We start from the raw sequence: 11,388 nt of genomic DNA on the forward strand, positions 1-11,388 counted from the left end.
GGACGCCGGCACCTCCGAACTCGGCTCGGCTGGCCGTACACTTGGCACTCGGAAGTATTGAGTGCCAGTACGAGTTGCAGCACGAGTATCAGCACGGGGGCAGAGGAGGTGACCACGTGCTCGACGACAGGAAACTCGCGGTCCTGCGGGCCATAGTCGAGGACTACGTCTCCACCAACGAGCCGGTGGGCTCCAAGGCCTTGGTGGACCGGCACAACCTGGGCGTGTCCTCGGCCACGATCCGCAACGACATGGCCGTGCTGGAGGAGCAGGGGTACATCCACCAGCCGCACACCAGCGCGGGCCGCGTCCCCACCGACAAGGGCTACCGGCTGTTCGTCGACCGGCTGTCCACGATCAAGCCGCTGTCGGGCGCCGAGCGCCGCGCGATCGAGACGTTCCTCAGCGGCGCGTACGACCTCGACGACGTCGTGGGCCGCACCGTGCGGCTGCTGGCGCAGCTGACCCGCCAGGTGGCGGTGGTGCAGTACCCCTCGCTCACCCGCTCGGCCGTCCAGCACGTGGAGCTGGTCCCGGTGGCGTCCCGCCGGCTGCTGCTGGTGCTGATCACCGACACCGGCCGGGTCGAGCAGCGCATGATCGAGACCCCGAACGAGCTGTCCGAGGAATCGATCGGGCACCTGCGGGCGTTGCTCAACACATGCCTCGACGGGTGCGGGCTCGGCGAGGTCCCCAGCGCGGTCGCCGACCTCCCCGACCGGGTCCAGCCCGAGGAGAGGCCGGTCCTGGCGGCCGTGCTCTCGGTCCTGCTGGAGACGCTGGTGGAGAAGCACGACGAGAAGATCGTCTTCGCCGGCGCCGCCAACCTCGCCGCCGTGGACTTCTCCAAGAGCCTGCGCGAGGTGCTGGAGGCGCTGGAGGAGCAGGTCGTCCTCATGCGGCTGCTCGGGGAGACCGGCGACTCCTCTACAGTTACGGTGCGGATCGGCACCGAGAACCCCGACGAGGGGCTCCGATCCACCTCCGTGGTCGTCGCCGATTACGGCGTCGGCGACATGACCCTGGCCCGGCTGGGAGTGCTCGGGCCGACACGCATGGATTACCCCGGCACGATGGGAGCGGTACGGGCAGTGGCACGCTACGTCGGACAGATCCTGGCGGGGTCGTAAGTGGCCAACGACTACTACGCGACCCTCGGCGTCCGCCGCGACGCCAGCCCGGACGAGGTCAAGAAGGCCTACCGCCGGCTCGCCCGGGAACTCCACCCGGACGTCAACCCGGATCCGGAGACCCAGGAGCGGTTCAAGGAGATCACCCAGGCCTACGAGGTGCTCTCCGACCCCAAGAAGCGCGAGATGTACGACCTGGGCGCCGACCCGTTCGCGCCCGGCGGCGCGGGGGCGGGCGCCGGCGGCTTCGGCGGCGCCGGGTTCCCGTTCAGCGACATCATGGACGCGTTCTTCGGCACGGCCGCCTCGCGCGGCCCCCGCACCCGGGCCCGCCGCGGCCGCAACGCCACCCTCCGGGTCGAGCTCGGCCTGGACGAGACGGCGTTCGGCACCACCCGCGAGCTGACCGTCGACACGGCGGTGGCGTGCACGACGTGCACCGGCTCGGGCTGCGCGCCCGGCACGCACCCCGACACCTGCGACACCTGCCACGGGCGCGGCGAGGTGCAGCAGGTGCAGCGCTCGTTCCTCGGCCAGGTCATGACGGCCCGGCCCTGCCCGCAGTGCGGCGGCTTCGGCAGCGTGATCCGGACCCCGTGCCCGGAGTGCTCGGGCGACGGCCGGGTCCGCACCCGCCGCACCGTCAAGGTCAAGATCCCGGCCGGGGTGGAGAACGGCATCCACATCCAGCTCGCCGGCGAGGGCGAGGTCGGTCCCGGCGGCGGCCCGCCCGGCGACCTCTTCCTGGAGATCGTGGAGAAGCCGCACGAGATCTTCGAGCGGGAGGGCGACGACCTGCACTGCACGGTCGAGATCCCGATGACCGCCGCGGCGCTCGGCACCAACGTCACGATCGAGACCCTGGACGGCGCCGAGGAGGTCGACATCAAGCCCGGCACCCAGTCCGGCCAGGTCATCACCCTGTACGGGCGGGGCGTGCGGCACCTCAACGAGAGCGGCCGCGGCGACCTGCTGATCCATGTCGACGTCGAGACCCCGAACCGGCTCGACGACGAGCAGGAGGAGCTGCTGCGCCGGCTGGCCAAGCTCCGCGGCGAGGAGCGGCCCCCGGGCAAGTTCGCGCCGGGCCAGCGCAGCGTGTTCTCCAGGCTCCGGGACGTCTTCAACCAGTGAGCCCGCCGGTGTTCCTGGCCGGCCCGGCCGCCCTCGAAGGCGACCGGGTCGTGCTGGACGGTGCCGAGGGGCGGCACGCGGCGACCGTGAAGCGGCTGCGGCCCGGCGAGCGCGTCGACCTCACCGACGGCGCCGGCCTGCTCGCCGAGTGCGTCGTGGCCGCCGCCGACCGCTCCACCCTGACGGTGGACGTCCTGGAACGGCACCGCCACCCGGCCCCCGAACCGCGCCTCGTCGTCGTCCAGGCCCTGCCCAAGGGCGACCGCGGCGAGCTGGCCGTGGAGACGATGACCGAGGCGGGCGTGGACGAGATCATTCCGTGGGCGGCCGCCCGCTGCGTCACCCAGTGGCGCCCGGAGCGCCGCGAGAAGGCCCTGGGACGCTGGCGCTCCACGGCCCGCGAGGCGGCCAAGCAGGCGCGCCGCAGCCACCTGCCGGAGGTCGCCGACCTGGCCGCCACCGCGGAGGTGGCCGCCCGGCTCGCCGCCGCGACGACCGGGCTCGTCCTGCACGAGGAGGCGGACGGCCCGCTCAGCGCGGTACGGCCGCCGGCCACCGGCGAGATCGTGGTCGTGGTCGGTCCCGAAGGCGGGATCACCGCGGACGAGCTGGCGGAGTTCGCCGCGGCGGGCGCGCGGGCCGTACGGCTCGGGCCGACCGTCCTGCGCACCTCGACCGCCGGCGTCGCCGCGGCGGCGGTCCTCCTGGCGGCGACCGGCCGCTGGTGAGGCCCCGGAACCGGCCGCGCTAGGCGGCGGGCTCCTCCGCCTTCGCCGGCGCGGGCGGGTCGCTGGCCGGCGGCGAGGACGGCGTCGTCGGCTGCACCGGCTCGCTCGTGTCGCTGTCCGACGGGGACGGCGTCGGCGAGACCGACGGGCTCCCGCTCGGGCACGGCGCCGTACCGGAACCGCCGCCGGAATCCGTGCCGGTGTCCGGCGAGGCGCTCGCCGTCGCCGAACTCGTGGCCGGCGGCGTGGCGCACGCGGTCGCGCCGATCGAGGTGTCCGGCGACGGCGAGCCCGAGTCGGCCGGCGCGCCGCTGCGGGGCGTCTCGGTGGAAGCCGGCGGCCGCGCGTCCGGCGGCACCCCCGCGGAACCGGGCGTGCCGCCGCCCGTGCCGTCGTCGTGCCCCTCGCCGGCCGCGCCGTTGCTGCCCACCGACTGGATGAGGTCGATCGTCTGCGGCGCCGTCACGCCGATCCCGGCGATCAGCACCGCGGCGGCCACGGCCAGCACGGGACGGGCCCAGACGGCGCCCACGTTCCCGCCCGTGAAACCGAGGAACCAGTCGCGGCCGAACCGCCGCTGCGAACGCTCGTCGATGCGCGCGCGGATGCGTTCGAGGCCGTCCGCCGCCGGAATGACCGACTCCGCCTCCGCCTGCAGGGCGCGGCGGAGGATCTCGCCGTGCTCGTCGTGAGGGTCGGTGGTCATGAGAACTGCTCCAGGATGTTGCGTAGCGCGGCCATGCCGCGTGCCGTGTGACTCTTGACGGCACCTCGGGAGATGCCCATCGTCTGGGCGATCTCGGCTTCGGAGAGATCGGCGTAGTAGCGCAGGACGAGTGCCTCCCGCTGGCGGGTCGGGAGCCTGTGGAGCGCCTGGACGACCGCGGAGCGCTCCAGCTCCCCGATCGCCCCGGCCTCCGCGCTGGGAGCGTCGGGCAGGCCCTTGGGGGCGTACTTCTCGACGACCGCGCGGTGCCGCAGCACCGACCGCGACCGGTTCACCACGGACTGGCGCAGGTAGGACAGGGCCTTGTCGGGGTCGCGGAGCCGCCGCCAGCCGCCGTGCATGGCCACGAACGCGTCCTGGACGACCTCCTCGGCCGTCCCCGCGTCGCGCACCAGCATCGCGGCTAGGCGTACCAGCGAGCGGTAGTTGGCACTGTAGAGCGCGGTCACCGCCTGGTCGGCGTCCCAGGCCACGGCTACCGCACCCGCCGTGCCCCTGGCCACGAGGGTCTCGGTCACGTCAGTGGGACGCACACCCTCGTCGTCCGGTTTACGAAAGGCCATCTGCTGTCTTGCCTCGGTCACCTATACGCCGCCTTTGCCGACCCCCGCCGCCCATTCGGGCGCCGGCCCCCGGGTTGGCGCGACGGTGTGAAGCGGCCGGTCGGGAGGCGTGGCACGCTGCTGACGAGCCGGGGGTACGCCTGGGTTGACAACCCTAATCCAGCCATCGGACGAAAAGGGTCCGAACCGGCCAGACGTTGATCAGCGCGACCTTATCCGGCGCGGGCCGCCGCGGGCCATGGGACGCCGGTCTCGATAGGATCACCGCGTTCCTGACCGGCGGGAGGAGAACGATGACGGACTGCCTGTTCTGCAAGATCGTGTCGGGTGACGTGCCCGCCAAGATCGTGCGCGAGTCGCCGGGCGCGGTGGCGTTCCGCGACATCAACCCGCAGGCTCCCACCCACGTCCTGGTGATCCCGAGGGCGCACCACCCGACCGCGGCGGAACTGGCCGCCGCCGACCCCGAGGCGCTGGCGGAGGTCGTGACGGCGGCCCACCAGGTCGCGGTGGACGAGGGCATCGCCGAGACCGGCTACCGGATCGTGTTCAACACCGGTGCCCAGGCCGGCCAGACCGTCTTCCACGTGCACGCCCACGTCCTGGGCGGCCGTGGCCTGAACTGGCCGCCCGGCTGACGGCCGGCCCCGCCGTTCCGCGCGCCGCGTCCCCGGGCGGGCGAGCGGAAATACGGCGGCGTGACCGCACGGGCGGCCAGTACCATTGGAAGGGACAGGGAGCAGGACACACCGGAGCGACAGAAGGCAGGTCGGAGAGGCCGCGAGGCCCGGCTGATGGTCGAATCAACTCACGCGGGACGCGGTGACCGGACGGATCCGCGGTCCCAGATCAAGATCGTGGTGCCGGACGACCATTCGATGGTGAGCCTGCTGGGCTCCCGGGATGAGTTGCTCCACGTCATCGAGCGCGCGTTCCACAGCGACATCCACGTGCGCGGCAACGAGATCACGGTGACCGGCCCGGACTCGGAGACCGAACTGGTGTCCCGGCTGTTCGCCGAGCTGATCGATCTCCTCCGCGGCGGCACCCAGCTCACCCCCGACGCGGTCGAGCGGAGCCTGGCGATGCTGCGCGGCCAGACCGAGGAGCGCCCGGCCGAGGTGCTGACCCTGGACGTGCTGTCCAGCCGGGGCCGCACCATCCGGCCGAAGACGCTCAACCAGAAGCGGTACGTCGACGCGATCGACAAGCACACGATCGTGTTCGGCATCGGCCCCGCCGGCACCGGCAAGACCTACCTGGCGATGGCCAAGGCGGTCCGCGCCCTGCTGGACAAGCAGGTCAACCGCATCATCCTGACCCGCCCGGCCGTCGAGGCGGGCGAGCGCCTGGGCTTCCTCCCCGGCACCCTCTACGAGAAGATCGACCCGTACCTGCGGCCCTTGTACGACGCGCTGCACGACATGGTCGACCCCGACTCCATCCCCCGCCTGATGTCCGCCGGGACCATCGAGGTCGCCCCCCTGGCGTACATGCGCGGCAGGACGCTCAACGACTCGTTCATCATCCTCGACGAGGCGCAGAACACCTCGCCCGAGCAGATGAAGATGTTCCTGACGCGGCTCGGTTTCGGGTCGAAGGTCGTGGTGACCGGGGACGTGACGCAGGTGGACCTGCCCGGCGGTACGCAGAGCGGGCTGCGGGTGGTCCAGGACATCCTGGAGGGCGTCGAGGACATCCACTTCTGCCGGCTCAACAGCAAGGACGTCGTGCGGCACCGGCTGGTGACCGACATCGTGGACGCCTACAACCGGTGGGACGAGAGCCGCGTTCCCGACATCAAGCAGGGTGGGGCGCGCAACGCGTCCCGTAAGCGGGGGCGTTAGGGCATATGAGCATCGAGGTGCTGAACGAGTCGGGCGCCGAGGTCGACGAGAAGGGGCTGGAGGCCCTGGCCCGGCACGTGCTGGACGGGATGCGGGTGCATCCGCTGGCGGAGCTGTCGCTGCTGCTGGTGGACGAGGCCGCGATGACCGAGCTGCACGAGAAGTGGATGGGCGAGCCGGGGCCGACGGACGTGCTGGCGTTCCCGATGGACGAGCTGCGGCCCGGGCACATGTCGGGCGGTTCGGACGAGGACGGCGAGGTCGACCCGGGGCTGCTGGGCGACGTGGTGCTGTGCCCGGCGGTCGCGGAGCGGCAGGCGGCGACGGCGGGGCACGGCCGGGAGGACGAGCTGGAGCTGCTGTGCACGCACGGCATCCTGCATCTGCTCGGGTACGACCACGCCGAGCCGGAGGAGCACAAGGAGATGTTCGGCCTGCAGGCCGGCCTGCTGGAGTCCTGGCAGGAGAAGCGCGGGCCGCGATGATCGTCCGAGCGCGGGGGGACCGGAGGGCGGCATGAGCTCCGCGCAGGGGTGGCTGCTGGCGCTGGCGGTCGGGCTGGTGTGCCTGGCCGGGCTGCTGGCGGGCACCGAGGCGGCGCTGGCGCGGGTGTCCCGGGTGCGGGTCGAGGAGCTGGTCCGGGAGGAGCGCCGCGGCGCGGCGCGGCTGGCGGCGGTGGTCGCCGATCCGGCGCGCTACCTCAACATGGTGCTGCTGCTGCGGATCGGCTGCGAGCTGGTCGCGACGGTGATCGTCGCGGATCTGTGCATCTCGTGGCTGGACGAGACGTGGCGGGCGTACGTGGTGGCCGCCGCGATCATGATCGTGGTGAGCTACGTGGCGGTCGGGGTGGGCCCGCGGACGCTGGGGCTGCAGCACGCCGACCGGATCGCGCTGGCGGGCGCGGCGGTGATCCATCCGGTGACCCGGGTGTTCGGGCCGCTGCCGCGGCTGCTGATCGCGCTGGGGAACGCGCTGACGCCGGGGAAGGGGTTCCGGGAGGGGCCGTTCGCGTCGGAGGCGGAGCTGCGGGACCTGGTGGACCTGGCCGAGCAGCGCAGCCTGATCGAGCCGGACGAGCGGGAGATGATCCACTCGGTCTTCGAGCTGGGCGACACGCTGGTGCGCGAGGTCATGGTGCCGCGCACGGACATCGTGTTCATCGAGCGCGGCAAGACGCTGCGGCAGGCGCTGACGCTGGCGCTGCGCAGCGGGTTCTCGCGGATCCCGGTGGTGGGCGAGAACGAGGACGACGTGGTCGGCATCGCGTACCTGAAGGACGTGGTGCGGCGGAGCCACGAGCACCGCGAGGGCGAGTCGGTGGAGACGGTCGAGTCGGTGATGCGGCCGGCGAGCTACGTGCCCGACAGCAAGCCGATCGACGAGCTGCTGCGGGAGATGCAGGCGCGGCAGATCCATGTGGCGATCGTGATCGACGAGTACGGCGGCACCGCCGGGCTGGTCACGATCGAGGACATCCTGGAGGAGATCGTCGGGGAGATCACCGACGAGTACGACGTGGAGACGCCGCGGGTGGAGTGGCTGGACGACTCCACCGCCCGGGTGACGGCGCGGCTGCCGGTGGAGGACGTCGCGGAGCTGTTCGGGGCGGAGATCGAGGTCGAGGACGTCGAGACGGTCGGGGGGCTGCTGGCGCACGCGCTGGGCCGGGTCCCGATCGAGGGTTCGACGGCGGAGGTGGCGGGGCTGTCGCTGCGGGCCGAGAGCATCGCGGGGCGGCGCAACCGGATCGGGACGGTGCTGGTGCACCGGCTGCCCGAGCCGTCCGGTGAGGGCGCCGAGGCGGGCCAGGGGGCGCACCGTTCTCCGTGATTCCCCGTGATCCCGTGCGGTGACCCTGCGTGTTTAGTCGTCACTCTCCGGGAACAAGGCGGGCATGGCAGGCATCGTGCGGTTGGCCGTGGCCGGGGCGGTCGCGCTCGTGCTGGTCAAGAGCTGCGGCAGGCCCGCCGAGGAGGTCCGTGAGGCCGCCGCGCGCCCGCCGGGTCCGGCGGCGATGGCCCGGGCCGTGCTGTCGCAGCAGGAGGTGGCGGGCGGGTTCGTGCCCGCCGAGGACGGCGAGGTCTTCGCGGGGCTGGATCCGGACGACGCGCAGTGCGCGCGGCTGCTGCGCCTGGCGGACCTGCGGGAGGGCGGGCTGCGCGGGGCGCACGGCGCGCGGGAGGCGCACGCGGCCTTCTACCGGCAGGACCCGCCGGCGTCGCTGGCCGAGCACGTGTTCCGGCTCCCGCCGGGGCGGGCGTCCCGGTTCGTCGCGCGGGCCCGTACGGCGCTGGCCGGCTGCCCCGGGATCCCGAACGGCGGCCGGGTTCTCGAACGGTCCCGGCTGGAGCGGCCGGAGGGCGCGCGGGACGCGGTGGGCGCCACCTTCGGGGACGGGAGGGGCGGGACCGCGCTGAACGTCGTGTTCGTACGGTCCCGCAACGATCTCCTGATCCTGGCGGCGGCCGGCGCGGGCACGGCGGGGGCGCCGATGGAGCGGCTCGCGGCGGGGGCGGTCGGCAAGCTGGAGGCGTTCCAGCTCGAACGCGCCCGGAAGGCCGTCCGGGCGGCTCCCTGAGCGCTCAGGCGAGCGTGCCGCGCAGCGACCCGTCGGGGCCGGCGACGAGCACGGGGGCCTTGGGGCCGAGGTCGCGGACGGCGGCCACGTCCGACTCGCGGGCGGTGTCCTCGGCGGTGACCACGGCGGCGGCCTCCAGGTCCTCGGCGCCGCTGGAGACGGCCATGGCGACCGCGACCTGGAGGGCGGTCAGCTTCAGCGAGGGCAGGTCGACGGTGGTGGCGGCGTAGGTGCGGCCGGTCTCGTCGCGTACGGCGGCGCCCTCGGCGGCCCCGGCGCGGGCGCGGGACGACCGGGCGAGGGTGATGATCTTGGCGTCCTCGGGGTTCACGTCGTTCACGGGGCAAGCCTACGGCCCCACTCCGCGCGGAGAGCACCGGGAGAGTTCTAGGAAAGCACTGACCTGCGCTTGCGGCGGGGTCGGTACGGGCCGCAAGCGAGCGGCAAGCGGCCGCCAAGAGGGGCGAGACAGCCTGGGGGCGTCAACGGAGACCTGCAATAGGGGAAGCTGATGTCTCGTCTTCTGTACCGCCTGGGGAGGGCCGCGGCGCTGCGGCCCTGGCGGTTCATCGTGGCCTGGGTGCTGGTCGTGGGCGCGGTGGGCGGGGTGGCCGCCGTGGCGGGCGGCGACCTGCACGACGACTACAGGCTCGCCGGTACGGGGTCCCAGCGGGCGGCGGATCTGCTGGCGGAGCGGTTCCCCGCGTTGTCGGGGGCCGACGCTCGGGTGGTCGTCCACAAGGACGGTGGACGGGTCGACCAGGACGGGGTGGCGGCCGCGCGGGAGCGCCTGGCCGGGCTGCCGCACGTGAGCGCGGTCGATCCGGCGGTGCCGAGCCGGGACGGCGCGACGTCGCTGATCACGGTCCGGTACGACGTCCCCGTGACCGATCTGGCGCCCGGCGAGACCCTGGACCGCCTGCGCTCCGCCACGCAGGGGCTGGCGGGGTCGGGCCACCAGGTGGAGTTCGGCGGCCAGGTGCCCGAGAACGTGACCGCGCCCGGCGGGCTCGCCGAGGCGGTCGGGGTGGTCGCGGCGCTGGTGATCCTGCTGCTGGCGTTCGGATCGGTGGTCGCGGCCGGGCTGCCGCTGGCGGTGGCGCTGGCCGGCCTCGGCGCCGGGGTGTCGGGGATCACGGTGCTGGCGGCGTTCGCGAACGTGGCGACGACGGCCCCGACCCTGGCGGTGATGACCGGTCTCGGGGTCGGGATCGACTACGCGCTGTTCGTCCTGACCCGGCACCGGGAGGGGCTGGCCGAGGGGCTGCCGGTGCCGGAGGCGGCGGGCCGGGCGAACGCGACCGCGGGCCTGTCGGTGCTGTTCGCCGGGTTCACGGTGCTGCTGGCCCTGTGCGGGCTGGTGCTGTCGCGCATCCCGGTGTTCATGACCATGGGGTTCGCGACCGGGATCGTGGTGGCGGCGACGGTCGCGAGCGCGGTGACGCTGCTGCCCGCCGTGCTGGGGCTGGCGGGGCGCCGCGTGCTCCGCAAGCGGGACCGCGCCGAGGGGGCGCCGATCGCCACCGAGTCGCCGCGCGTGCGGCGGTGGGCGGATCACGTGGGGCGGCACCCGTGGGCGTGGCTGCTGGCGGCGCTCGTGCTGATGCTCACGCTGGCCGCGCCCGCGCTGGGGATGCGGACGTGGCCGAGCGACGCCAGCAGCGAGCCGGAGTCCAACACCGTCCGCAAGGCGTACGACCTGGTGGCCGAGTCGTACGGCGCGGGCGCGAACGGCCCGCTGCTCGTGGCCGTCGACCTGCGCGAGTCCCCGGACACGGCGGGCCTCCGGCGGGATCTGGCGGCGACGCCCGGGATCGTCCAGGTGGCGCCGCCGCTGCTCGCGCCGGACCGGAGCGCCGCCGTGCTGGTGGTGACGCCCGCGTACGGGCCGCAGGACGAGCGCGCCACCGGCGTCGTCGACCGGGTGCGCGCGGACGTGCTGCCGCCCGGCGCGGAGATCACCGGGCTGACCGCCGCGTACGTGGACCTCAGCCGGGTCCTGGACGAGCGGCTCTGGCCGGTCATCGGGGCCGTGGTGGCGACCTCGTTCCTGATGCTGATGATCGTCTTCAGGTCGCTGCTGGCGCCGCTCAAGGCGGCCGCGATGAACCTGCTGTCGATCGGCGCCGCGTACGGCGTGCTGACCGCCGTGTTCCAGTGGGGGTGGGGCGCCGGGCTGCTCGGCCTGCCGCACGCCGTGCCGGTGTCGAGCTTCATCCTGCTGCTGATGTTCGCGGTGCTGTTCGGCGTCTCGATGGACTACGAGGTGTTCCTGCTCTCCAGGGTCCGCGAGGAGTGGCTGCGCACCGGCGACGCGCACGGGTCGGTGTCGACCGGGCTGGCCGTCACCGGCCGGGTGATCTCCAGCGCGGCGCTGATCATGGTGGCGGTCTTCCTCGGCTTCGCGCTGGACCCCGGGCTGGTGATCAAGCAGATGGGGGTGGGGCTGGCCGTCGCGGTCGCGCTGGACGCCACCGTCGTGCGGCTGGTGCTCGTACCGGCGACGATGGCGCTGCTCGGCCGGGCGAACTGGTGGCTCCCGCGCCCGCTGGCCCGGGTGCTGCCCGTGATCGACGCGCACGGCGCGCACGGCGCCGGCCCGGCCGCCCCCACGGCCGGGTCCGCGCCGCGGGAACCGTCGCGGGTCTGAGCCCGCAGGGGTCCCCGGAGGGTTCGCC

The 11,388-nt window shown here is 73.7% G+C and carries 12 protein-coding genes; 9 read left to right on the plus strand and 3 right to left on the minus strand.

Annotated elements, in window-relative coordinates:
* The first annotated feature begins 116 nt into the window (after window positions 1-116).
* Genes hrcA through AB0881_RS03240 form a run of 3 tightly spaced genes read left to right on the plus strand, consistent with a single transcriptional unit; the run spans window position 117 to window position 2,992 of the window.
* A complete protein-coding gene (gene hrcA, locus AB0881_RS03230) occupies window positions 117-1,130 on the plus strand; it encodes a heat-inducible transcriptional repressor HrcA (RefSeq protein WP_366613813.1) in 1,014 nt (337 codons plus the stop codon).
* Window positions 1,131-2,264, plus strand: coding sequence for a molecular chaperone DnaJ (gene dnaJ, locus AB0881_RS03235; RefSeq protein ID WP_366613814.1), 1,134 nt, complete (start codon window positions 1,131-1,133; stop codon window positions 2,262-2,264).
* Window positions 2,261-2,992: a 16S rRNA (uracil(1498)-N(3))-methyltransferase gene (locus tag AB0881_RS03240; RefSeq protein ID WP_366613815.1), complete on the plus strand. Its 732-nt coding sequence runs from the start codon at window positions 2,261-2,263 to the stop codon at window positions 2,990-2,992. The genes dnaJ and AB0881_RS03240 overlap by 4 nt, the downstream gene beginning before the upstream one ends.
* Window positions 2,993-3,011: 19 nt before the next feature.
* Here AB0881_RS03240 and AB0881_RS03245 read toward each other — a convergent pair whose 3' ends face one another.
* Window positions 3,012-3,698 carry a hypothetical protein gene (locus AB0881_RS03245; protein WP_366613816.1) on the minus strand — a complete coding sequence of 229 codons (687 nt, stop codon included), beginning with the start codon at window positions 3,696-3,698 and terminating at the stop codon, window positions 3,012-3,014.
* The gene (locus tag AB0881_RS03250) at window positions 3,695-4,237 is read right to left on the minus strand and encodes a SigE family RNA polymerase sigma factor (protein ID WP_366613817.1); all 543 of its coding nucleotides are present in this window, start codon (window positions 4,235-4,237) and stop codon (window positions 3,695-3,697) included. Before AB0881_RS03250 ends, AB0881_RS03245 begins: the two co-directional genes overlap by 4 nt.
* A gap of 338 nt (window positions 4,238-4,575) precedes the next feature.
* Between AB0881_RS03250 and AB0881_RS03255 the strand changes: the two genes are divergently transcribed.
* The 5 genes from AB0881_RS03255 to AB0881_RS03275 all read left to right on the plus strand — a co-directional run bounded on the left by AB0881_RS03255 (window position 4,576) and on the right by AB0881_RS03275 (window position 8,710).
* Window positions 4,576-4,920, plus strand: a complete 345-nt coding sequence (locus AB0881_RS03255) for a histidine triad nucleotide-binding protein (protein WP_366613818.1) — start codon at window positions 4,576-4,578, stop codon at window positions 4,918-4,920.
* A 156-nt stretch (window positions 4,921-5,076) separates the two neighbouring features.
* Window positions 5,077-6,129 (plus strand): PhoH family protein, encoded by a 1,053-nt coding sequence (locus AB0881_RS03260; protein WP_366613819.1) that lies wholly within the window; start codon window positions 5,077-5,079, stop codon window positions 6,127-6,129.
* A gap of 5 nt (window positions 6,130-6,134) precedes the next feature.
* Window positions 6,135-6,614 (plus strand): rRNA maturation RNase YbeY, encoded by a 480-nt coding sequence (gene ybeY / locus AB0881_RS03265; RefSeq protein ID WP_366613820.1) that lies wholly within the window; start codon window positions 6,135-6,137, stop codon window positions 6,612-6,614.
* Between the two features lie 31 nt (window positions 6,615-6,645).
* On the plus strand, window positions 6,646-7,962 hold the full coding sequence (locus tag AB0881_RS03270) for a hemolysin family protein (RefSeq protein ID WP_366613821.1): 1,317 nt from the start codon (window positions 6,646-6,648) through the stop codon (window positions 7,960-7,962).
* A gap of 64 nt (window positions 7,963-8,026) precedes the next feature.
* A complete protein-coding gene (locus AB0881_RS03275) occupies window positions 8,027-8,710 on the plus strand; it encodes a hypothetical protein (RefSeq protein ID WP_366613822.1) in 684 nt (227 codons plus the stop codon).
* A gap of 4 nt (window positions 8,711-8,714) precedes the next feature.
* Here the strand turns inward: AB0881_RS03275 and AB0881_RS03280 are convergent, their stop codons facing one another.
* Window positions 8,715-9,050, minus strand: a complete 336-nt coding sequence (locus AB0881_RS03280; protein WP_366613823.1) for a cytidine deaminase — start codon at window positions 9,048-9,050, stop codon at window positions 8,715-8,717.
* Window positions 9,051-9,221: 171 nt separating this feature from the next.
* On the opposite strand from AB0881_RS03280, the gene AB0881_RS03285 reads away from it, so the two are divergent.
* Window positions 9,222-11,360, plus strand: a complete 2,139-nt coding sequence (locus AB0881_RS03285) for an MMPL family transporter (RefSeq protein ID WP_366613824.1) — start codon at window positions 9,222-9,224, stop codon at window positions 11,358-11,360.
* The last annotated feature ends 28 nt before the right edge of the window (window positions 11,361-11,388 follow it).

The sequence above is a fragment of the Spirillospora sp. NPDC029432 genome (assembly GCF_040703975.1).
Lineage (GTDB): Bacteria > Actinomycetota > Actinomycetes > Streptosporangiales > Streptosporangiaceae > Spirillospora.